At 68.5% G+C, this 21,818-nt stretch carries 16 protein-coding genes and 1 pseudogene; 8 read left to right on the top strand and 9 right to left on the bottom strand.

Annotation, left to right across the window (positions count from 1 at the left end; all coding sequences use genetic code 11):
- Positions 1 to 41: 41 nt before the first annotated feature.
- Positions 42 to 1,073 carry a trypsin-like serine peptidase gene (locus ACGFWI_RS24425; protein WP_393908133.1) on the top strand — a complete coding sequence of 344 codons (1,032 nt, stop codon included), beginning with the start codon at positions 42 to 44 and terminating at the stop codon, positions 1,071 to 1,073.
- Positions 1,074 to 1,124: 51 nt separating this feature from the next.
- Here ACGFWI_RS24425 and ACGFWI_RS24420 read toward each other — a convergent pair whose 3' ends face one another.
- On the bottom strand, positions 1,125 to 2,849 hold the full coding sequence (locus ACGFWI_RS24420) for a CocE/NonD family hydrolase (protein ID WP_393908132.1): 1,725 nt from the start codon (positions 2,847 to 2,849) through the stop codon (positions 1,125 to 1,127).
- Positions 2,850 to 3,633: 784 nt separating this feature from the next.
- On the opposite strand from ACGFWI_RS24420, the gene ACGFWI_RS24415 reads away from it, so the two are divergent.
- From ACGFWI_RS24415 to ACGFWI_RS24400, 4 genes are all read left to right on the top strand, one after another.
- Positions 3,634 to 4,251 carry a hypothetical protein gene (locus ACGFWI_RS24415; RefSeq protein ID WP_393908131.1) on the top strand — a complete coding sequence of 206 codons (618 nt, stop codon included), beginning with the start codon at positions 3,634 to 3,636 and terminating at the stop codon, positions 4,249 to 4,251.
- On the top strand, positions 4,244 to 5,533 hold the full coding sequence (locus ACGFWI_RS24410) for an MAB_1171c family putative transporter (RefSeq protein WP_393908130.1): 1,290 nt from the start codon (positions 4,244 to 4,246) through the stop codon (positions 5,531 to 5,533). The genes ACGFWI_RS24415 and ACGFWI_RS24410 overlap by 8 nt, the downstream gene beginning before the upstream one ends.
- A gap of 152 nt (positions 5,534 to 5,685) precedes the next feature.
- A complete protein-coding gene (locus ACGFWI_RS24405) occupies positions 5,686 to 7,014 on the top strand; it encodes an FAD-dependent oxidoreductase (protein WP_393908129.1) in 1,329 nt (442 codons plus the stop codon).
- A 229-nt stretch (positions 7,015 to 7,243) separates the two neighbouring features.
- The gene (locus tag ACGFWI_RS24400; protein WP_393908128.1) at positions 7,244 to 8,224 is read left to right on the top strand and encodes a phytoene/squalene synthase family protein; all 981 of its coding nucleotides are present in this window, start codon (positions 7,244 to 7,246) and stop codon (positions 8,222 to 8,224) included.
- Positions 8,225 to 8,382: 158 nt separating this feature from the next.
- Here ACGFWI_RS24400 and ACGFWI_RS24395 read toward each other — a convergent pair whose 3' ends face one another.
- Both ACGFWI_RS24395 and ACGFWI_RS24390 read right to left on the bottom strand, forming a co-directional pair.
- A complete protein-coding gene (locus ACGFWI_RS24395; RefSeq protein ID WP_393908127.1) occupies positions 8,383 to 9,114 on the bottom strand; it encodes a helix-turn-helix domain-containing protein in 732 nt (243 codons plus the stop codon).
- Positions 9,115 to 9,989: 875 nt separating this feature from the next.
- The gene (locus ACGFWI_RS24390) at positions 9,990 to 10,721 is read right to left on the bottom strand and encodes a hypothetical protein (protein ID WP_393908126.1); all 732 of its coding nucleotides are present in this window, start codon (positions 10,719 to 10,721) and stop codon (positions 9,990 to 9,992) included.
- A gap of 460 nt (positions 10,722 to 11,181) precedes the next feature.
- Between ACGFWI_RS24390 and ACGFWI_RS24385 the strand changes: the two genes are divergently transcribed.
- The gene (locus tag ACGFWI_RS24385) at positions 11,182 to 12,099 is read left to right on the top strand and encodes a PE-PPE domain-containing protein (RefSeq protein WP_393908125.1); all 918 of its coding nucleotides are present in this window, start codon (positions 11,182 to 11,184) and stop codon (positions 12,097 to 12,099) included.
- 4 nt (positions 12,100 to 12,103) lie between these two features.
- Here the strand turns inward: ACGFWI_RS24385 and ACGFWI_RS24380 are convergent, their stop codons facing one another.
- Positions 12,104 to 12,790, bottom strand: coding sequence for a TetR/AcrR family transcriptional regulator (locus ACGFWI_RS24380; protein WP_393908124.1), 687 nt, complete (start codon positions 12,788 to 12,790; stop codon positions 12,104 to 12,106).
- Positions 12,791 to 13,347: 557 nt separating this feature from the next.
- Complete coding sequence (locus ACGFWI_RS24375; RefSeq protein ID WP_393908123.1) at positions 13,348 to 13,554, bottom strand: DivIVA domain-containing protein; 207 nt, start codon at positions 13,552 to 13,554, stop codon at positions 13,348 to 13,350.
- 137 nt (positions 13,555 to 13,691) lie between these two features.
- On the opposite strand from ACGFWI_RS24375, the pseudogene ACGFWI_RS24370 reads away from it, so the two are divergent.
- A pseudogene (locus ACGFWI_RS24370) lies at positions 13,692 to 13,889 on the top strand (IS701 family transposase); the annotation flags it as partial.
- The gene (locus ACGFWI_RS24365) at positions 13,867 to 14,226 is read left to right on the top strand and encodes a hypothetical protein (RefSeq protein WP_393908197.1); all 360 of its coding nucleotides are present in this window, start codon (positions 13,867 to 13,869) and stop codon (positions 14,224 to 14,226) included. The pseudogene ACGFWI_RS24370 and the gene ACGFWI_RS24365, both read left to right, overlap by 23 nt.
- A 103-nt stretch (positions 14,227 to 14,329) precedes the next feature.
- Here the strand turns inward: ACGFWI_RS24365 and ACGFWI_RS24360 are convergent, their stop codons facing one another.
- The 4 genes from ACGFWI_RS24360 to ACGFWI_RS24345 all read right to left on the bottom strand — a co-directional run bounded on the left by ACGFWI_RS24360 (position 14,330) and on the right by ACGFWI_RS24345 (position 21,762).
- Positions 14,330 to 15,982, bottom strand: coding sequence for a methyltransferase domain-containing protein (locus ACGFWI_RS24360; RefSeq protein ID WP_393908122.1), 1,653 nt, complete (start codon positions 15,980 to 15,982; stop codon positions 14,330 to 14,332).
- Positions 15,983 to 17,054: 1,072 nt separating this feature from the next.
- A complete protein-coding gene (locus ACGFWI_RS24355; RefSeq protein ID WP_393908121.1) occupies positions 17,055 to 18,740 on the bottom strand; it encodes a TIGR04141 family sporadically distributed protein in 1,686 nt (561 codons plus the stop codon).
- A gap of 152 nt (positions 18,741 to 18,892) precedes the next feature.
- Positions 18,893 to 19,291: a hypothetical protein gene (locus ACGFWI_RS24350; protein ID WP_393908120.1), complete on the bottom strand. Its 399-nt coding sequence runs from the start codon at positions 19,289 to 19,291 to the stop codon at positions 18,893 to 18,895.
- Positions 19,288 to 21,762 carry an AAA family ATPase gene (locus ACGFWI_RS24345; protein WP_393908119.1) on the bottom strand — a complete coding sequence of 825 codons (2,475 nt, stop codon included), beginning with the start codon at positions 21,760 to 21,762 and terminating at the stop codon, positions 19,288 to 19,290. Before ACGFWI_RS24345 ends, ACGFWI_RS24350 begins: the two co-directional genes overlap by 4 nt.
- Positions 21,763 to 21,818 lie beyond the last annotated feature (56 nt).

Here is a 21,818-nt window from a genome sequence, read left to right as displayed (position 1 = left end):
ACGCGCCCTGTCGCGTGCGGCACCCGCAGAAGGAGTTACGCGTGAGACGAACCGTTCGTGGCATACCGGCAGTTCACGGCATACCGGCGCCGCACCCCGCGCGCAGGTCCCGGGCCGCCCTCGGCACCCTGACGGCCGCCGGTACGCTCCTCGCCCTGCTGCTCCCCACCGGCTCGGCCGCCGCCGCCCCGCAGAACTCCCACCGCTCCCCCACCCCGCAGACCACCCCCGGCTCCTTCTGGACCGCGGACCGGATGCGCGCCGCCGTTCCCCTGGATCTCGCCGCACCCGCGCAGCACTCCCCCGCGACCGCGGTCCCGCGCAGCGCCCCGCTCAAGGTCTCCCCCACGCTCCCGAAGGTGGCCTCACCCGCCTCGCTGCTCCCCGGAACCCTCCCCCAGGCCGGCGGGCCCTGGACCGGCGGCGGCGCGGTCACCAAGACCACCGGCCGGGTGTTCTTCACCTATCAGGGCCGCACCGCCTCCTGCTCCGGCGACGCGGTGACCAGCAGCAACAAGAGCACCGTGCTCACCGCGGGGCACTGTGTGAAGCTGGGCGGCGCCTGGCACACCAACTGGGTCTTCGTCCCCGGCTATCACGACGGCGAGGCCCCGTACGGCAAGTGGCCGGCGGCCAAGACGCTCTCCACCCCTCAGTGGACGGCGAGTGAGGACATCAACTACGACGTCGGTGCCGCGGTCGTCGCCCCGCTCGACGGCAAGAAGCTCACCGATGCCGTCGGCGGCCAGGGCCTGTCCTTCAACTCCGGCTACAGCAAGGCGATGTACGCCTTCGGCTTCCCCGCGGCCGCCCCATACGACGGCAGCAAGCTCATCTACTGCAGCGGCACCACCTTCAAGGACCCGCTGTTCTCCACCGACCACGGTCTGTCCTGCAACATGACCGGCGGTTCCAGCGGCGGCCCCTGGTTCACCTCGTTCGACGAAAAGACCGGCACCGGCCTGCAGACCTCGGTGAACAGCTTCGGCTACCAGTTCCTGCCCGACACCATGTTCGGCCCGTACTTCGGCGACGACGCCAAGAACCTCTACACCACGGCCCAGTCGTCCTGACCTCCTGACCCCGCTCCCCGGGGGCCGTACGGACGGACTCCGTGCGGCCCCTCACCCGGCCCCTGCCTCCCCCGCCCCCTCAGGAACGACCGGCAGCAGCAGAAACGACGGATGCCGCCCGCCGCTGACCAGCGTCGTGCGGCCCGCATAGACGTCCGAACCCCGGTCCTCGGCATCGGTGTGGACGAAGGTGGCGTTGCCCCGCATCGCCACCCCGAACGCCGACGGCCACGGCCCCGCGCCCGGAAACTCGAAGTCCCGGCCCTGCACCGATACGCCGAGGCGGTAGCCGGCCGGGATGATCACCGACGTCGGCCAGATCTCGATCCGCAGATCGACCGGTTCGCCGGGGGTGAGCGGCTGTCGCTCGTCGAAGGTGTGCCAGGGCCGGTACGGCTCGCTGCGCGCGGGGTCGAGCTTGCGGAGCGAGGCCCGCAGCCAGCCCAGTCCGATCGCCCCGTGCGGATCCATCGCGCTGGTGAAGGTGACATCACGGCCCCCGGGGTCCTGCACCCGGAGGGTGAGGAAGAGATCGGCGTCCGTCGTCGACGAGGCCACCCGCAGCGATGCCGACGCGGGCCCGGTCAGCTCCAGATCCTCCGTCAGCGGCTCGGTCCAGAACGTCAGACCGTCCCCCGGCGCATCGAACTCGGCGCTCCGCTCGGCGGGGTCCGGCGCCGGCGCCAGAGCCCGGTGGTCCAGGTCCAGGTGGAACCGCGTCCACTCCGTCCGCGCCAACGGCCACTCCTCCTCCGGTCGTTGCTCAAAGCTGCCGTCGGCCCGCCGCACATTGAGCAGGACCGGCGGCTGGTCCTCCCAGCCGGTGTCCCGCCCCTGGAGGAAGTGCCCGAAGAAGCGCTTCTGCAGGCCGACCCCGTAGTCCGTGTAGAACTCCACCCAGTGCTGCAGCCCATGCACTTCCAGCCACTTCCGCTCGCTCGCGACGCCCGCATAGCCCTCGAACCCGCCCCGGGTGTGCAGGTGGTGCGCCCAGTTGACCGCGGACAGCACGGGGACGGTGATCCGCGGCAGGTCCGCGCTCCGCTCCCGGTAGTACGCGTCGAGCAGCGCATGGTCGTGCAGCGCGGCGACCGTGTCGGCGGCGTTCTTGGCCCGCTCCTCGTCGCTCAGGACCCCGGGGCCGGTGACCGGAACGCCCGTGATCCGGTGCCACGGGCTGTCGGGCGCGCCGTGCTGCACCGACGCGACCTGGACCGGATACCACTGCTGCAGGAAGACGTGCAGGATCCCGCCGTGATGGGTGAGTTCACGGTAGAAGTCGGTGGCCCCCTCCCAGGGGCAAATGGCGGCGAGGTGCGGCGGCCGCAGCGCCGCGACCTGCCACTGGTTGACCGCGTAGTAGGAGATGCCGAGCAGCCCCACTTTGCCGTTGCTCCAGGGCTGGACGCCCGCCCACTCGATGCAGTCGTAGTAATCCTGCGTCTCCCGCGGCGAAAAGATGTCGAGGTAGCCCGGCGACCGCCCGGCGCCACGCGAATCCACCCGGATCACCACGTAACCGTCGGGCACCCACTTCTCCGGATCGACCGTCTCCCAGTTCTGGTACCGGTTCGAGGACCCGGCGACCGCATCCGGGTGTTCGGCCTCCAGGGTGCGCCACATGGGCGCGAACCCCTCTTGGAAGGCAAGCCCCTTGGCGTACGGACCATGACTCATGATCACGGGATGGGTCCGGCCGTCGTCGGGCAGGAACACATCGGCGCGGAGCTGCACCCCGTCGTCCATCGTGATCGGTGCATCCCAGTCGACGAGCATCACACCGCCCTCGGAGCGAACCCCCGAAGCACTGCCGCGACCCTGCCCGCCCCCACCGACGGCCGGCCGCGGTTCCCTCCTTCCATTGTCCGCGGGTATCGGTGGAGGCGCCACGGCGTGACGGCGGGCAGCGGGAACGGCAGGGAGCGGGAACGGCGGGGACGGCGGACGGGGCCGGCCGGTGCGCCGCTCTCCCGAGGCACCCCTGTGACCAGTTCCTGCCGGCGCAGAAGCGGCTGTGACCTGCCAGGACGGGCCGCAGAGGCACCAGCTCCGGCAAGCCGGCCCAGGAGCGCCGGGTAAGTTTTGGATCACGAAGGAACGCGAGGGCTGCACTACACTCTCGCGAGGCGAAATGCGATTGACATGCAGCGGATTGCGGGGTGATCCGGGCGTTTCGGCAGGCAACGGACGCCTTCAAAGCCCCCGGTGGGGAGGATGAGCCGTGTACGAGCCAGCATCATGTGGCCTGCGAGGGGCTTCCTCTCTCCCGTCCCGCGAGAAACTTCCCGCACGGTGTCCCTCTGTAGCCTTACAGTCACTCCGGCCCAGTGGGTACGCACCCGCACGACGCCCGATCAGAGGAGGGGCCGTGGCGCGCCCAGTTCTCGTCACCGGCCCTGGTCGCCGGAGCGGCGGCACGCCGACGGCACCGCCGGCCGGGAAGGCCGGCCGCGCCATGACGCCCCGACAACCCGACACCCGCCGAGTTCGAGTCCGTTCCGTGCCCCGTACCGTTTTTCCCTCGCCCCACGCGCAGCAACAGCCGTAGGAGTATCCGTTCATGTGGTGGCTCCGCCGTAATGGTTCATCGCAGCAAGCAGAGCTGCCGCAGCCCACTCGTCGCCGGGCTCCCAGCTCCCCGTGGACCTCGCTCCGAGAGCAGTTGGCGGTCCTCTTCGCCACCTGGTCCGTCACCCGTCTCGTGCATCACGATCTGGGGCTCTCCGGCGTACGGGACATGCAGGGCCTCGTCGACGCGGTGGCCGTGCGGCGCAACAAGCCGATCACGATCACCGAGGTGCCGCTTCCTCAACAGGTGTCCGGTTTCTGCGCCCGGGGCAAGGACCGTGACTTCATCGTGGTGGATTCCACTGCGAACGAGCTGACCCGCCTGCACGCCAGCCTCCACGAGCTGTTCCATCTGTGGGAGGAGCACCCGACCGACGGCGACTCCTCCGACCAGCCCATGACCGAGGAAACCGTGCGGCAGCTCCTGCCCGGGCTCAACGCGGGGCCGGTGCTGCAGATTCTCAACCGGTCGCACTACGACAGCGCTCATGAGCGGCGGGCGGAGGCGTTCGCCACCGTGATGCTTCAACGCCACCTCGAACTGCGACGCGACCAGAGCATCAACGGGTTTCTCTCATCGGCTCTCTCCCACCGGAGGACTGGTGTCTGAGAACACCTCCAACTTCGTCTACCTGGCCATTGCGGTCATCGACTTCGTGATTGCCGGCTGGAAGTGCCTGGCACTTCTGCGCGATCCCACCCCCACACTGTCCTTGATCACTGTGAACTTCGTGGCGTCCGGCCTGGTGTTCGCGATGGCCGCTCCGGCGGGGTACCGGATGCTGGGGGAACTCACCGGCAGCCCCAGCTTCGCCACCCTTCCCGTATACATCGGCATCCTGAGCTGCTTCTCCCTTCTCCACCTGCTCACGATGCTGTGGGATCCCCGGCTGCGGCAGAGCCCGGCGGTGCTGCGCCGCAGGGTCACGGGATGGACCGCGGCGTATCTGGCGGCCCCGGCCGTCATGGTCGTGACGTTCTGTTCCGCCGACCTGTCAGGGCCGGCGGAGCCCCTCGAATTCAATACGAACTTCGCGGGTGACCCGCTGATCCAGGTGTTCCTGGGGGTCTTCCTCGTCACTCTGACCTGCGGAACCCTGAGCACCTACCGGCAGTGCCGCAAGTTGAAGCTGGCGGACCCCCGATTCCAGCGTGCGCTGCGCTCCTTCGGCACCGCCATGCTGTTCGTCTTCGGCTATGTGGTGTGCTCGGTCCCGGCCATCGTCCTGGCCGTCCTGGGCAACCACACCCTGGACGCCGTGGGGGTACTCGGCTCCACCTTCGGCTCGATCGGCGCCCTGATCACCAGCTACGGCCTCTCCGGAGCCGCGGTGGGCGCATGGCTGCGCGAACGTCGTGACATCAAAGCCCTGCAGCCCTTGTGGGATCTCGTCGTCGAAGGAGTCGATGAGGACCTCGCGTTCAGCGTGGACAGCGCACGGAGCCATCGCCTGGCATGGAACGTGGGATTCAATCTGCATCGCCGGGTGATCGAGATTCTTGACGGGATGCGAGCGCTGCGGCCCTGGCTGTCGCCGCTGCCCGCAGCCGCCGTCCACGCCGTGCACGAGCACGAGATGTCCCAAGGCACCGGTGACGCCCGCCGCCTCCCGGATCAGGAACTACAGGCGGCCGCCACCGCCGCTGCCCTGCGGGACGCGGCACAGCGCCTGCAGGCCGCTCGGCGGGAAGCGGCGCTGCAGGGAGGTTCCGGTCATCCTCAGGCGCCCGCGGGCCCGCAGGTGGCCTTGCCGGGCGAGGACACTCCGGCCTCCGGCGAACGCCAACGGCTGCTGCGCGTCGCCCAGGCCCTCACCGCCTCACTGGTCACCACGGCACTGCAGGGCGTGCAGGAACAGCGCTCCCGGACCGAGGTGTCCGAGCGGCAGTAGCCGACGGGAGTTCGGCGTGCCGAGGGAACCCGATGCCGCCGTTCCCGCCGGACGGCTACGGCAGAATTGGCCCGCCCCGTGCCGGCGTTGGTGCCTGGACCAGGCCCAGCGCCCTTGAGCGCGGGGAGTCATCGAGTCATATGGGGGTTCTTGTGAGACGCGCTGTTGTCCTGGGCGGGAGCATTGCGGGGCTGTACGCCGCGCGCGTTCTGAGCGACCATGCCGACGAGGTCGTCCTTCTCGAAGCGGATGACATGGGGGAAGACGGCACGGGCCGCGGCGCTCCGCAGCGACAACAACTGCATGCACTGCTGTCCATGGGGCACACCCAACTCGAGCGCTGGTTCCCTGGCATCACCGGCGAACTCGTCGCCGGCGGGGCCCGCTTGGGAACCGGCCCCGAGGTGCAGTTCTACGTGGACGGAGTGCTCAAGGCTCCCGTTCCTGACATCCGGATGCTGGGCGCAACGCGGCCGTTCATCGAAGGCCGCGTCCGCCGGCGGGTGGCGGCCCTGCCGAATGTCCACGTCCTGCAGGGGCAGGCCCGTGACCTCCTCTTCCGCGCCGGCCGGGTCCGCGGCGTGCGTTACGCGGCCGCTGAGGAAACCTCGGCCGCTGCCGGCCACGAGACCGCACTGGATGCGGACCTGGTGGTCGACGCCATGGGGCGGTCCAGCCGCCTCGGCACATGGCTGCTCCGCAGCGGGTGGGACCCTGCTCCGCTGGACCGGATGAGGATCGACCTCGGCTACGCCACCGCCGTCTTCCGGCGCGGTGACGAACTCCCCGATACGGTCATCGCGCACGCGTCTCCAGGGCCTGCCAGTGGATATCAGCCCACGCTCAGCGAACCCGGGGCGATGGTCGCGGTCGAGGGCAACCGCTGGATGGTGGTACTGGCCGGCTACACCGGCCACCGCCCGGGGCGCGATCCGGGCGAGTTCCTGGCCCGAATGCGGCGCTGCGTCGGCCCGTTGCGCGAGATCGCGGACCACTGCGCCTTTGAGGGCGACGTCCGGACCTTCCACTTCCGGGAGAGCCGACGACGCGACTTCACCCGGCTGAGCCGGTTCCCGGGGGGTCTGGTGGCGGTGGGAGACTCCGTCGCCTCGGTGAACCCGATCTACGGACAGGGCCTGACACTTGCGGCCCTGCAAGCCTCGTGCCTGTCCGGATATCTGCGCGCCGGGTCTTCTCCGCACGATCCGGCCTGGGAGTACTTCCGCCGGGCCGGTGTGGTGGTCGATGCGGCCTGGCAGGTGTCGGCGACCGCAGACCTCGCCCAGCCGCATGTGAAGGGTCCGTACCCCCGTGGCTACCGGCTCGCCCGCTGGGCCGGTGACAAGATCATGGAGGCTTCCGTCATCGACACCCGCGTCAACCAGGCATTCATGGACGTAGTGCACATGCGCCGGCATCCGAAAACGCTGACCCGTCCTCGTGTGCTGGCCCGAGCGGCACGGGTGCTGTCCACGCGCTGAAGCCCCGCACCGCACCGGCCCTCCGGCGCGTGGCGTCCCGGCCGGAAGCCGGCCTTCCGTTCAGGACCGGGCGCCTTGCCAACTCCCTGCAGGCCCTGGGCGCCTTGCCGTGACGCCCGGAGGCCGGTGCACCGCGCGGTCCGGTGCCGCGATGCCGGGACGGATCAGGCCCCTCGGCCGCGATCACCTAAGGTAAGGCTGGACCGTCCGGAAGGAGGGGAGCATCACGATGGCCACATGGCCGAAGGCTCTCGACCAGGCAGAGATCACGGACCCCGCACTGCGTCGCGACTACAGCGAACAGCGTCGGCTGGTGGCACGGTACGCCCGCCCCGAGTACACAGCCGTGCGCCTGCTGCTCCCCGCACCGCTCGTGCCCGACATCATCGCCGCGACCGCGTTCATGCACCACAGCGACAACCTCATCGACCAAGGACCGGTCGATGCGCGTATCGCCGCGCTCACCGACTGGGAGCGCCAGGTGCACACCGCCCTGGAGAGCGGCGAAGCCGACCAGCCCGTGGTGCGGACGCTTCTTGACACCATCACCAGGCAGCCTCAACTCCGCCGGTACGTCGAAGACTTCCTCGCCGGCGCGCCCTTGGAGGTGCAGACTGAAGGCTTTGCCGCGGAGAGCGACTTCCAGCACTATGTCGACGGCTATTCGCTGCCTGCCTTCATGCTCATCGCCTGCCTGCTCGGCGGAGCGCCCGCGGAGCAGTACGTTGCCGGCTGCCGGACCTTCATCGAGGCGAGCCAGCGTCTCGACTTCCTGAACGATGTCGCCGAAGACCTGACCGGCGGACGCCTCGGAATCCCGGAAGAGCTCCTCGCCCGACATGGCCTGACGCGCACCGACTTGATCAACAAGGGCGGCACCCCCGACGGGTTCCGGGCACTGATCCGTGACCAGGCCCAGCAGGTCCGTTCCGGGCTGGCAGCGTCGTACGGGCTCGTGGATCTGGTGCCCGCTCGCAGCCGCCCGTTCGTCCGCGCCCTTGCCGCCATCCAGGGCCTCACGCTGCGAGCAGCGGCACGGAAGGGAACTGCGCTGCTCGACGGGTCCGCTCGGCCAAGTGTGGGTGCAGCTCTCCGGATTCTTGCCCGGGAGTACGTGGCAGCGCGTCGCGGAGGTGGCGCGAGGCCGGCAGCGGGAGGCACCTCGCCGGGAGTGGGCGGCAAGGACCGGGCGGCAAGGACTGAGTCCTGAGGCAGGACGACTCTCGCCAACGGAACGGGCCACGATGCCTGCCCCGGCGGCGAAACAGGTCGAAGTCAGGGGTTGAGTGGTCGGGTTGTCCGGAGGTGAGCCCCCGGGACCACCTGACCACTATCGGAGACCGGGCAATCAGAAGCCTTCCGGCCCGTTCAGTTGCCGCGACGTCCGGGGGGCGGACGGTCTTCGTGCTCGGGCCGAGCCAGGCCCAGTAGCCCCTGGATCAGAGGGAAGACCCGCATTCTGCTCTTGGACGGCAGGGAGCGCATTCTGTCCGTGAGCTCCCGTACTTCGGGATCCTCGCGCTCCGGCCGGCTCAGAGCCTCGGAAAGCGCGTCCCGGAGTTCCCGGTCGATCCTGCTGTCGCCGCTGGTGCCGCTGCGCATCGCCAGCCGGTTGATGCCCTTGCCTTTGAGCAGCGCAAGATGGGTCAGTTGCTCGTGAGTCGACTGCAGCGCCCGGTAGAGCGCCTGACGCTCGGTGGCGGTGAAGAAGCCGGGCTCCACCTGGAAGAACTTCTCCAGCTTCCGGGTGACGTCCAGCCCGGGACTCTTCCGCTTTCCGTTCAGGAGATAGCCGACCTGGCCGTGGGAGATACCGGCCCCCGCGCCGATCTCGTCGAGGGTGTACCTCTTCCCGTCGGGCTTGCGGCGGGTCTCCCGCAGGAAGACGAGGCGCTCCTGGAAGGAGTCCTGCACGTTCTCGGACGCGTTGCCCTGGTGGTCGAGCAACGCTTGTACGCGGGGGACCGCGATGCCCGTCCGGTGCGAGATGTGGTCCATATCGATGACGTCACGTCCGAGGTCCAGGTCCCGGAGAAGCTCGTCGATCGATGCGACGACGGCCTGGAGAGCATCCGCCGGGTGCGCGTCCGAGGCATCCATGGCGATGGGTGGTCTCCTGGTCGGTAGGACAGGCGGGGCGGCCGCACTCGCCGCCGCTCTGAGATTAACGGTCGCAAGCACCGTACGCCATGAGCGTCACCACAATTGTGTCGGCGTCGCCTGTTGGTGCACCGGGATAACGCCGTCAACGCTCATGGATTAAACGATTGTTGACAACGACGGTTTGGTTGAAGGATCCTCGCCGGGACGGTGGCACCGTGCGACGGGCGCCCACCTTCGCGTGGGACCTCTCGCACCGGTCTCGCACCGGACCCGAGCACGAGTAAGTTCATGAGTCAAGGAGCGCCTTCATGTCGTGGCCCGCCATGGCACGCTGACCTCGCACACGTCACCCGCGCCCGGTCGACGGCCTCCAGCGGCCGTCCCTCTCAGCGGTGGTGCCGGGCTCCACAGGGGAGAGCCCGGCACCACAACCTTCTGTTCGGCGCGGGCGGCGCCCCGGAGACCGGAACAAAGGAGCGGGCCCGGGGGCGTAGCCTGCCCCCGAGCCCTGTGATGCCACCCCATTGCGCACGCCGGCACGGTGAAGAGCGCGGGTCAGTCATCATGTCGTCGTGTTCTGCCTTTGAACTACCGCGCATCGAAAAAGCTGCACGGGCCGGACTTGAACCGGCATCCGACGACCCGGGCCCGGCCCGGTCGATCCGGCGATCGGTGGCGAATACTGAGACTGGAGCAAGAGTCTGAGATTGATAGCGGTCCGCCTCTGCCGAGTTGGGCTACCGCGGCCCGTAAGTGCCGCGGGAAGGACTTGAACCTCCACTGGAAACCGCGTTCGTCACGACAAGCTTCAGTTTCAGCTTGCGCTCCTCGCGCACCCCGGCCGCCCTGAGGCGCCCGGGGAGTTGTAGACGCTACCCGAACAGGAAGCCGAAAACGACCTCCCCCACCCGCTCATCGGTGACCTCGATCCCGTTCGCCTCTTCACGGGCGAATTTCACCGCCTGCTGCAACTTCTCCAGCCTGTCCAGCAGCTCGTTCACCCGGCGCGCGGGCAAGGCGCCGGAGAACTTCACGGTCGTCCAGTAGCCGACCGGAACGTCCTCGTAATACACATCGACCTGCGCCGGGTGCTTGTCGGTGGCCTCCGCCTTCACATGGTTACGGGGCACCTTCTTCGTCCGCACGGTCCTGACCGGCTCGGTCTTCCAGGCATCCGTCGAGGGGTCCTGCGCCCAGGACTCGGATGCGTCGAGCACCGGGAGCTTCCGTATGAACGTGTTCACATCGGTGAGTTGCTTCTCGAGGAACAGCAGATACGACACGGGCACCTGGCTGAGCAGTGTCCGCCCCTCCACCTTCACATCGGCCCGCGCCGTACAGTTCGCCCAGTCCTTGGTGGCGGTCACATCAAACAGCCGCGTCAGCGTGCCGGCCGTCTCCCTGAGCACATCCTCGGCCTGCACCTGCACCCGCGTTGCCTCGGGCGGCAGTTGCTCGCCCTCTTCATCCTTGGGCTGATACGTACGGGAGATCCCGGCCAGCAGCGCCGGCTTCTGCAGCCCATGATGAGCAGTCGTCAGGTCCTGGTGGGATTTGGACTTGATGCCCTTCTCCACGGCAATGATCTGGTTGAGTTTCGCCACACCTGCAAGGTAACAGCGACCGCCGCCGCCAACCGAACGGTTTTCCGAACACGGCGACCGCCCTCGGCCCCCTGCCCTTCGCGCCGCGCCCGCTCAGGGGCCTGGTCGGGCGGACCGGAGAAGCAATACCGCGAACGGGAGCGTGTAGGCCGTACCGAATCATTGGGTGTCGGACACGGCCCCGCCCAGATCCGCATGGATGACCGGCGCGGCCACCTGCACGGTCGTCGAGTCCAGCACATTCAACGCCGCACCAAGCAGCAATGCGCCCAGGGCCGGCCATCCACAAGGCCCGCCGACAAAACGCCCTCCGCGCCCGCCGCTTCGATGCTTCCTCGCCACCATGCACACCGCACTTTCACGAACACCTCTGTTCGCAGAACCTCTCCGGGCGCTACCTTTGGCGTCGCACTGGGCCGGAACTCCCATTCCTCCCAAGCCGATTCGAGACGAGGTGCACATGCGAAGGACACGATCGTTACTCGCGATACTTGTCGCGCTGCCCGTACTGGGGCTGAGCGCACCGCAAGCCGTCGCCGCTTCCCCACAGGCACAGAGCCGGGCCGACTGCCCGAACACGATGATCTTCGAGGTCGGGGGTCACCTCGATGGCGACGCCACGGTCTACGACCGCAGCAACGCCTCGCTCCCCGAAGGCGTGTCGTTCACAAAGATCCACTACTCGGCATCCATCGCCCCCTACCCCGGCGACACCATGACGCTGGACGACTCCGTGGCCGAGGGCATCGCCAAGCTGGACGCCGCGGTGAAGAGCTTCCACGGCGAGTGCTCCGCCGGTCATGTGACCATCGCCGGCTACTCGCAGGGCGCGATCGTCGCCGGCGATGAGCTGGCCGCCCTCTCCGGAAGCGACGCCGTCCCGCACGACCAGATCAACGGCGTGCTCTACGGCGATCCCCGGCGGCCCGGCGTGGACGGCGGCCCGGGCGGCATCGAAACGAACCTGCCGACGATCCTGCCGGGCATGACCATGAAGGGGCCGCGCGGTTTCGGCGACCTGACGGTCAAAGAGATCTGCAACACCAACGACGGCATCTGCCACTCCGAGAACCTGATCACGAACCTGGTGTGCTTCGCCAACGGCGTGGTCGGCTACTTCACCGGCGACCACGCCTACGACATCGACCCGCACGCCGTCACGGGAGGCGGCGACCAGCTCAACCGTCAGACGCCGAAGATCCCGCTCTGCGGACCCGGGCTGCCGATCCCGAGCAAGACGCCCAACGCACTGTTCAACGGCGACCGAACCAAGGCCCGGCATCAGGTGGCCGGCTACCGCACGATGGTCACGCCGCTGCTGCCCGCCGGCCTACGGGGCCAACTGGCGCACTTCCCCTGGCTCCCCGTGGCCGGCTAACCGCTCAGCCCAGGAGCCGTACCGCGAGGCGGACGAGCGGATCCTCCAGCCCGCGCAGGCCCGGCAGGTCGTCCGCGACCAGGTGCGCCGTCACCAGATGCGCGGCGGCCGCGACCAGGGCCTCGCAGCCGAAGCTCCGCTCGTCCGCACCGCCCTCGTCCCCGCCCTCGTCCCCGTCCCCGTCCCCCACGTGGAAGATCTCGGCGATGGCGTCCGCGAACCACCGCTGCCACTCCATGCGGATGGCCATCGCCTCGGGCCCGGCGGCGTACACCTCGACGAGGAACAGCCGGGCAAAGGCGGACTGTTCGGTGAGGGTCAGCAGATAGAGACGCAGCAGCCGGCGGAAGGTTTCCTCCGGGGGCGCCGACCGGGATGCCTCCGGGGACTCGGCCGCCGGCTGCCGGGCGGCCTCCAGCAGGCCCGCCAGCTGCTTCGTGGCGGCGTCCAGGGCCTGGATGAAGCAGTCCTCCTTGGAACGGAACTGCTGGTAGAACGTCTCCCGCGACACCCCGGCGCGCCGGATGATCTCGGCGACCGCGGTCCCCGCGTACCCCTTGTCCTTCATCGCCTCGGCGGTGGCGGTCAGCATGCGCAACCGCTGTGACGCCACCACCTGTTCACGGCTGAGGTGGTGTCGGCCGCTGGGCAACGGCCCGGACCGCGCAGCATCGCGCGGGGACTCAGCCATTCCTGCCTCCACGTATCGGATCGGGCTCAAGGCGAGGGTGCTGATCGCCGTGGCCGGCCTCTGATGGTGCCCGATGAGCAGCGGGAATTCGACATCCGTGGCCTCGTCCCGGTGCGCGGACAGTCGCCCTCACGCGGCGGCACCGAGGTCCCGCCGCTCGTGCACACGGTGAAGGCCCCGCGAACCCGAAGACCAAAGCCCAGGCGCGGGCCCGCGAGGGCGCACACCACTGCCTCCGCGAAGCTGTGAGAACCTCCCGTGGTCCGTGGCCCCGTCATCGCACCCGGCGGGCGACGCACCGCCGCCGCGATGAGCTGCGCCGAACGCCACAACGCTGACGGAAGCGCACCCCACATCGCCCTGTGTCGCCTGCGGCCATCTTCGGTCCCGCCGGCTCTCTTCAGGGCCGATCGGACGCCGGGCCTCGAGGTCGGCGCTCACTTCTCTGCCGTGGACGCTGCGTGGCGTCTCGGCTTCCGGCGTATCCGGCACGGCGGGAACGAGCAGACTCTTCCGGTGACTTGCGCGCGGGACCGGAGCTGACTCGTATGGCTGCGTCAGCCGCTGATGCCTTTGTCCGCCAGGAGGTCCCTGATGCGTGCGTCAACCTGCTGACGGTCATAGCCCCGCCCCACGATCTGGAACGGAGGCGGACCGACCGGCGTGTCGGCTTCCGACAGGGCCTCAAGGTAGCGGTCGACCTGCTGGCGGTTGTAGCCCCGCCACACCACATTGAAGCCACGGAACTCAGACGGTTTCGACACTGCGATTACCACTCCAACCCGGTAGAAAAACGGGTGCGGCCATCGTCGATCATCGGTGGGTGAAGACTGTAGATCATGCGGTGGCCGCGGATCACAGCGTAGGCCCTGCCCGCCGGCAGGCGGCGTTCGAGATCCTGATGAGCCGGACAGCGGGCCGCTTCGCCCGGGTCCAACCCCGGCGCCGGGTGAGGACTTGGTGCTCGGTCCGCTGGCCGACCGACCTGCCACGCAGGAACTGCTGGAGCATCGCCGAGTGGGCCAGGGATGCGGATCCGGACGGCATGCAGCACCTGCTCGGCCGGGCCAGGTGGGATGCCGACGGCCGCAGAAGTGACCACCGGTGCGGGGAAGTTCCGCGCGGACGCCCTGGCCATGCCCGCCCACGCCTTCCTCGCCGTCGTCCGCGCCGACGAACACGCCCACCATCCCGCCCCGGAGGGGCTTGTCCCGCTCAACTGCAACGGAATCCAGCGCCTGTTCACGACGCTTGTCTCCCGGCCCTTGCACGACGTGGCCGACCGGCTCCGCTGGTCCGCCTGGCGACGCTGCCACCAGGCCCGAGCCCAAGGGCGGGTGTGTCTGCAGGGTCTGCTGCTGGACGGTCGGCGGAAGTCGATACAGCCGATGGCTGGGCGGCTTGGGCGGATCACCGGCAGTCGAGCGGACCCGTAGCCCCTCGTGGCCCGCCGGCCGCACCCCGCGCGACCTCGCCGGCGGCCCGTCGCCGACACCGTTCCCGGCATCAGCGACGGCCTGGTAGCCGGTGGAAAGTCGCTCAGTCGTGAGCGTCGAGCCTGAAGTGAAAGATTCCCCAGGTGAGGTGCTTCTCGCGGCCACCGTCGATCCAGTGGCCGAGCCCCTTCTTCATCTGGGCGAGGTAGTCGTGACTGATCTTTCTGGCCAGCCCTTCGGCCTCTTGGTGCTTGGTCTCCTCAAGGACCCTCGTGTAGTGGTTCACCAACTGCTCGCGATGCTCTTCGAAGCCACCGTCGACGGCGGTGAATCCGAGCCGCTTCAGCTCGCGTGTGTAGAAGCCGGGCGAGCCCATGTCGTCCAGATGGATCCGGTCGAGAATCGGCTGCAGCACGTCGGTGGAGCTGCCGTCCGCCGCCGCCATCGGGTCGGTGAAGATGAGATGGCCGCCGGGCCGCAGCACCCGCGCGATCTCCTCAAGGACCTGGACGCGGTTTCCGCTGTGCAGGAAGGCATCCTGGGACCAGATGACATCGACCTGGTCGTCCGGGTACGGGATGTCCTCGAAGGACCCGTCCACCACCTCTATCCTGTCGGTGAGCGCGCGGGCCGAGTTCAGCTCCTTGTGGCGCTGGTTCTCCACCTCGCTGAGATTGAGTGCGAGGACCCGGCAGCCGTACGTCTCAGCCAGGTACCGCGCCGAGCCACCGAACCCGGAACCGAGATCGAGCACCACGGAATCCCGGGACAGCTCCAGCTTCGACGCCATCCGCTCGACGGTGCGCCGGCTGGCGCCCGCGATGGGCTCCACGGGGCTTTCGTAGAGGCCGATATGAATATCCTCGCCGCCCCACACCGTGGCATAGAAGGTGTCGGCGTCGGGCGAGTTGTAGTAGCTGCGGGCGGTGCTGACCGCGCCCTCGTACTGCCCCTCGCCCTCCATCCGGTACTCCTTCTCCGCCACATGCACGAAGAAGTCCGGCTGCTCACCCCGGTAGGTGTGCTGGAAGTCGCCATAGGTCTCGACGCGCTGGAAACCCACGTCGGACATCAGCCGCCGGGTGTAGTCCTGTCGCAGCGGGAACATATTGAGGTGGTACGTGGAGTTGTCCGGGAAGCTGTACCGCATACGGCACAGACCCTCGTCGACATACTCCGGCTCCACGGTGACATCCTCACCGCAGTAGTAGTACGTGTGCTTGCTCGTGTACCCGTCGTCCAGGATCGCATCGTAATTGCGCTGGTCCAGTACGAGAATTCCGTCGTGCTTCAACATCGCGTAGAACTCGGCCAGCGCCTTGCGCCGGTCACGCTCCGAGAAGAGATGCGTGAAGGAGTTGCCGAGGCAGACGATGGCGTCGTACTCCCCGTGGACGTCTCTGTTGAGCCACCGCCAGTCCGCCTGCACGACCCGCAGGATGTGCCCTCCCTGCTTTGTGCCGTTTTCGAAGGCCCTCGCCAGCATCTCCGCGCTGCCGTCCGCGCTTACGGTTTCAAATCCGGCAGCCAGTAGCCGTACGGAGTGGAATCCTGTGCCTGCCGCGACGTCGAGCACACTCCTCACCCCCCATTTGCGCAGCAGGTCGATGAAGAAATTACCTTCGCTCTCCGCCCTCTTCTCCCAATCTATGAGCGAGTCCCATTTCTCGACAAAGCTGGGGACGTATTCCTCCGTGTAGTGCCCGGTTTCGCGTACTTCGACAGGGTTGTCGCCGAACTCTTGGGTCGGTTGCACGATATTGAGGATCCCTTCAGTTATGGGGAATCATGCCCGGCGCGGCGGCCCAGGACGGCACAGGCTCCAGACCTTGGGAGCCGCGCGGTCTGAGCGCATCGCTATCCAAGATCGCGAGGTCTCATGCCCCCAAGGTTCGTATACAGAGACGGAATTGAGGCGAATAGCGGCCGTGGCCAGCGCCTTTCCTGTCTCAAGATTCTTTGGGGCGGCAGAGGCTACAGACACCTCGTATATAGGGCAGTCGCGGGTGAATCATCACGTCGACGACAGTCAGCCACGACCGAAACCCGCTCCAGGTCCTGTCGCCGCGCTCTTCGGGGTGCGGGCTGCCGGATCCGGCCGGTCCGTGCGCTCTCTGGTGGCCGCTCAGGATCTGGCCGTGATCGCTGGCCTGCAGGGCGTGGTGGACCCCACGAGTGTCAACAACGCTCGTGATCAATACTCCTGGAGCCGGAAGCACTCGCCCTGCAACGCCCGCACTACCGCACTACCCAGCTGCCCGCGATAGCCGTCGACGCAGAACTGGCCGACACGTTCGACGACCCGTTCGACACCCACATCTCGCCCTAACCAACGAGCTCGTGCGTGGGTTCCCGTGGCGCGTCGGCGGGCTGATCGTTTCGGCAGGCATGCATCCGCAGCCGAATGCAGGTGCGGCCCAAAGGCGAACAATGCCGTGGCGCCATCCGTCGAATCGCCAGTTCAGAGGTTTCGTCAGGGAGCCCGTCCCGGGGACTTTTCGGGGACTTTCTGGTCTGGCAGGGGGACTTTCCGGGGACCTTCCCCCGCCTGAACAGGCAAGGCCCCGAAAGGCCGGAAAGGGCCTCCGACACAGGTCAGAGGCCCTTTCCGGGGCAAAGTCCCAGGTAATGGCGGACGAGTCGGCCTGTACGCCGGGGACTGCTGGTGCTTTTGGCGGTAGGTGTGCGGACCTGCGCAGATACGGCCCCGGGGCCACTTCAGTGCACATCCGGTGCACGAAGTACGGGACGGTAGCTGACGCACCAGCGCCCAGCGTGACGGCACGGCTGCAGAAGGCGCGTCACGTCGATGTGTGCAGTAGCGGCGGCTACGCCGCCAACCGCCGGTTCCCGGTCGAGGTGACTGCCGACGGAGTGGAGGCGATGCCGACGACCTCAACCTGAACGCCCCACGCTTCGAGCGTCCTGGCCGTCTGTACGAGGGTGACCTGCGAGAACGGGAACAGGGTGTCGGCGGTGAGGTCGGTGCCATCCTTCAGCAGGATCGCGAACACGACCTTCGAAGGCGGGAAGTCGTCCGGCAGGCCGCGCCCCTTCCGGGCCGCGGCCACCTTCGCGGCGAACAGTTGCCTCCCCTCCGGGGAGTTCCGCAGAGTCTGTACGGCAACGAGCGCCTGGTTGAAGAGGTGGCTCAGCGCGTCGGAGCCCCTGGCGCGCTTCACCATGACCAGGACGTTGTCCGGGCTCAGCAGATCGCAGATTTCTACACCATTCCCGCGGTGCAGCGCGGTCTGAACGTTGTCTCGGTCGAAGCAGACGTACCCGGGCCGCTGGTCCGGCACGGACTCGTTGTAGGTGCGTTCCTTCTCCCCGAGGACCCACGGGGGCAGGTCGACGGACGGGGAGTTGGTGATCAGGCGCTCGGTGTGCGAGCGGATCGCCTTGAGATACTCCTGGTCGATCTCGTACCAGTGCTCGTCCATCAGGAAGAACCGGTGGGAGTCGAGGAACACTTCCGCCTCGATCCACCGGAGCGCGCTGGACGTCCAGATCTCGTCGGCCCGGTCGGCGCGGCTGTGCCGGTAGAGAGTGACGGTGCCTTCCCGGAGTGCGGCTACCCGTCTGCCGGCACGCTGGACGCGGGCCCGGCAGAGAACGTAGTCGAGTTCGAAGTCGTCGGTTGACTGGCCGGCCCCGTCGCTGTTGATCCTGGCCCTGAACGCCCGAGCGGCGGTGTAGTCGTCCCAGTGGTCGGCGGGGACGGCGACGCTGATCCTCCCGTCAGACTCCTGACCCAGGAGGACATCAAGGACAGTCTCCAGGCGGGTAAGAAGGGTGGGATCGCCGACGGGTACGACGTGTTCGACGAACTCCAGCTCCGGGCTCGGCTTCTCCTCACGCAGCACACGGGCGATCGCACGGATGTCGGCGATCAGGTCGGCTCCCTCCACACCGAGCCGCAGGCACAGGCCGGCACCGCCCTCGGCGCTGGAGAGCTTCGCCGGGTTGTCCCGGGAGATGGTGAGCGGGATGTCGTCCAGGTGGCCGCCGAGGCGGCGCACGATCCGGGCGTGCTCCACGACGCTCAGGCTCCACACCGAGGCGCCGCCCGGGACCAGGGTGATGTCGGTGCGTCCTGCGCCCGGGGTGTGCGACACCAGGTCCCGGATTCGTCCAGGATCCACCCGGCGGGACGCGAAGCTCAGCCCGAAGCGGTGGTCCTTCAGCCGGTCGGGCACCAGGCGGAAGCCCTGGTCGTACCCGATGGCGTACACCTCTCCGTCGACAGCGAGCATCAGCAGCCCGGCCGAGCGGTTGACCGGCCGTGACACCTCGATGCCCGTCGTACGGAAGATCTCGTCGCACCAGCTCGCGACGTGCTGCTCAAAGCTGCCAGTGACCAGGACAGCAGGTACACCGAGGTTCTCGGGGACATCAAAATCCGCGTGGATCCGCTCAAGCTGATTCGTGTCCAGGGCATCGAACATCGCGTTGACGGTGGGATTCACACCCCTGAGCCGGTACAGCGTTCGCTTGGACGTACGAGTTGCCATGGTGCCGCTCCTTGTGCAGGGCGGCGATAACCGCCCGCCCTCGTGGTGTCGTTCTCGTGTTTCTCTTCCTGGCGGCGGACTTCACGCCGCAATGGATCAGGGCCCGGCCTGCCCTGTGGCCAAGCCAGCGTCTGGCATCGGCCGGGACATGATCAGTGGGCCAAGAGCGCGATGATCGCGATGACTTCGGTGCGCCAGGTGCGCACCTGGTCTTCCGTGGGCCCGGTCTCGTACTGGTGGTAGTGGCAGCCGAGGCAGAGCTGGCTCCATACGGCCTTCGCCCGGCGGGCGGTCTCCGCTTCGGCGCAGCCGCGAAGCCAGAGGAGTGCGGCCCGCATGGAGCCCTCACGAATCGGGCGGGGGGCGCCGTAAGCGGTGAGACGGGCGGCGACTGCGCTCTCCAGCGCGGCGCGGAGGGCGAAGGCGGCACCGCGGCACCGGCTTGTCGTGGTGGCGGGCCCGCCCGTGACGGGGCCGGTGGTGGCAGGGCCACCGTTGTCCTCGATGAGCAGGTCGGCGGTGTCGAGCAATTGACGGATCGTCGCATTCACTGGGCGACCTCCTCCGGCTTGCGCACGGTCTGTGCGACGACCTTGATGTCCCTCACGAACTGGAGGGGGTCCGGCATGGAGGTGCCGGACGGGTGCGCGCCCTCCTGGCACCTCCGGACGAGGTCCACCGCCCCGGGGCCGCAGCGCCTGCGCAACTCGCGGTAGACGTCACCCGTCCTGGACAGGTCCCCGAAGAGCCCCAGGGCAGCGATGTCCCTCAGCGTGATGGCGGCCGCAACGGTCTTCTCCGCCTCGGGCTCGGTCAGTCCGGCCCGATGCAAGCGCAACCACGCGGCCTCGGAGAAGGCGCGTTCCAGGACGGAGCGGCAGAGGCCGGGCAGTACGTGGGTCACGGCGACCGGTTCCAGGTTCGGCGTGCGGACGAGGGCGCGTGCATCGGCCAGCGCCTGGTCGACCGGATCGGTCACCCGGCGCACGGTCACGGCCGAACGTGCCTCACGTTCCACCTCCAGGACCGTCACCGGGAGCTCCTGATTGGTGAAGGCCCGCTGGAGCCGCGTGTCGTGGGTGAAGACCACTACCTGGCGGGACTCGCCGAGCTCGTGCAGGACCTTCGCAAGGCCGTGGACCTTCGCAGGATCCATGGACTGTACGGGGTCGTCGATGACGACGAACCCGAAGGGGCTGTCCGGTGCGGCGGCACGCGGCAAGAAGAGCGAGAGCGCGAGGGAGTGCAGCTCGCCCTGGCTCATGACGCCCAGCGCTGCAGCCTCCGTACCGTCCACGGACACATCCATCACGAGCTTGCGTACGGCGGCCTTCTCGGCCCCGGTCAGGCGTACGGATCGCAGGTCGACGTTGCTCTGCTGGCGCAGCTCCTCCCATATCCGCTGCGAGTGCCCCTCAAAGGGCCGCAGCCGTTCCTCACGCAGCTCGGCACACGCCTCCTTGAGCCACTTACGGGCCGCCCTGACCCGGCGCAGTCGGGGCGCGCCTGCGTGCGCACTCTGAGCTCGGTCGAGCCAAGCGGCGAGCCGGGTAACGCAGCGCCGCCACTCCTCGTCGAGCTTCTCCAGCTCCCGGGCAGCTTCCTCCCGCAGGGCCGCGCAGGCGTCGGCAAGGACGAGTGCGGCAGTCTCGGCGCGGGCGGCGAGCCGCTCAGCGTCGTCGATCGCCCAGCAGGCCGCCCACTCCTCCCACGGCACGACCAGCGGGGCGGGCAGCCACGCGGGGACCCGCGTGACGAGGTAACGGAGGGCGTCCACGGCGTCCCGCAACTCGGTGCGGGCCTCCTGCGCGGTAGCTGCCTCCTGCCGCAAGGCCGCCACCTGTTCGGCGGCCTGCTCGGCCCAGGCCTCGTCAAGCGGCCGATCGGCACCGCACACCGGGCAAGCCTCCTCATCCGGGTGCCGACGACTGTGATCCAGGGCCTTGGACAGCAGCTCGGAGCGCTGGTGGGCGTCCTCGGCACCAGAGGCTCGTACATCGTCGAGTACGGCAACGGCCTCACGCAGCCGGTCCACGGCCGCGCCGACCGCGTAGAGGTCGGGACCCGTCAGCTCGACAGTTGCGCGCAGCTCCCGGAGGCGGTCGTCGTCCGCGTCGGGCAGGCCGGCCACGAGGGTGTCCAGCTCGTCGAAATCGGGAGCCCCCGACCCGCTGACGGCCGCGAGCGCGCGTTCCGCCCGTGGATCGTCCAGTCCGGACAGCGACTCGACAAGTGCGGGCAGTTCCGCATCGGCCATCTTCGCTGCCGAGTTGAGCGCCTTCTCGACGGCCTGGAGCCGCTCATCCGCGGCCGTCAGCTCGCCGAGCCCGAGGATAGTGGCGATCGAGTCGTACAGCTCGCTGGGCTTACCGCTGATGACCTTGTCAAGATCGGAGTACGACAGGAATGGCCGGTAGCCGTTCAGCGCCCGCTCCCAGCCGACATCCTTGAAGAGCCGCTGACCGTGTCCCGGCCGCTTGAACACGACCTCGGGATCCGTTACGTCGTCGCCCGGCCAGGTGCACGTCAGCGTGGAGGGCCGGGTGTCACCCGCGATGGCGAGACCGACCTCGACCTTCGGCTCGGCCCCGTCGTGCAGGTTGCGCCAGTGCCGACGCCACACCTCGCCGCGCTGCTTGTCGAGGCGGGCGGTCCGACCGGTGAACGCCATCTCGGCGCCCTCGGCAAAGCTCGACTTGCCCGTACCGTTGCGCCCCACAACGAGGGTGACACCGGGCTTCGCGTTCAGCGGCAGACATGCCTCGCGGCCGATGCCCCGAAAACCGCTGACGCTGATGGATTCCAGGAAAACCCGCGCGCCAGGCTGCGGGCCGACGGCACCCGAGTCGGCTCCCGGTCCGCCCAGTGCCTCGCGAAGGATCTCCCTTGTCGCGTCGGTGAGGGTGGACATTTCGAGGCGATCGGCCAGCCGGGTGAGCGTCGAGGAGCCACCGCTGCCGGGGGCCTGCCCGTTCTGCTCGACGCGCTCCGGGGGCTGGTTCTGTTCGGGGTGTTCTGCCATGGCGCTCTCCGCCCTTCCGTGGTCCGTTCCCATGAAGAGTCGGCCGGGCGAAGCAC

This window comes from Streptomyces sp. NPDC048434, assembly GCF_043200375.1.
Classification (GTDB): Bacteria; Actinomycetota; Actinomycetes; order Streptomycetales; family Streptomycetaceae; genus Streptomyces.
The sequence above is the reverse complement of the archived record's forward strand: the minus strand, read 5'-3'. Positions and strand labels throughout refer to the sequence as shown.

Coding starts and splice junctions, on each gene's coding strand:
- ACGFWI_RS24420 (WP_393908132.1), bottom strand. CDS start 2,849: ATGCTCGTCGACTGGGATGCACCGATCACGATGGACGACGGGGTGCAG.
- ACGFWI_RS24415 (WP_393908131.1), top strand. CDS start 3,634: ATGTGGTGGCTCCGCCGTAATGGTTCATCGCAGCAAGCAGAGCTGCCG.
- ACGFWI_RS24400 (WP_393908128.1), top strand. CDS start 7,244: ATGGCCACATGGCCGAAGGCTCTCGACCAGGCAGAGATCACGGACCCC.
- ACGFWI_RS24395 (WP_393908127.1), bottom strand. CDS start 9,114: ATGGATGCCTCGGACGCGCACCCGGCGGATGCTCTCCAGGCCGTCGTC.
- ACGFWI_RS24385 (WP_393908125.1), top strand. CDS start 11,182: ATGCGAAGGACACGATCGTTACTCGCGATACTTGTCGCGCTGCCCGTA.
- ACGFWI_RS24380 (WP_393908124.1), bottom strand. CDS start 12,790: ATGGCTGAGTCCCCGCGCGATGCTGCGCGGTCCGGGCCGTTGCCCAGC.
- ACGFWI_RS24365 (WP_393908197.1), top strand. CDS start 13,867: ATGCCGACGGCCGCAGAAGTGACCACCGGTGCGGGGAAGTTCCGCGCG.
- ACGFWI_RS24355 (WP_393908121.1), bottom strand. CDS start 18,740: ATGGCAACTCGTACGTCCAAGCGAACGCTGTACCGGCTCAGGGGTGTG.
- ACGFWI_RS24345 (WP_393908119.1), bottom strand. CDS start 21,762: ATGGCAGAACACCCCGAACAGAACCAGCCCCCGGAGCGCGTCGAGCAG.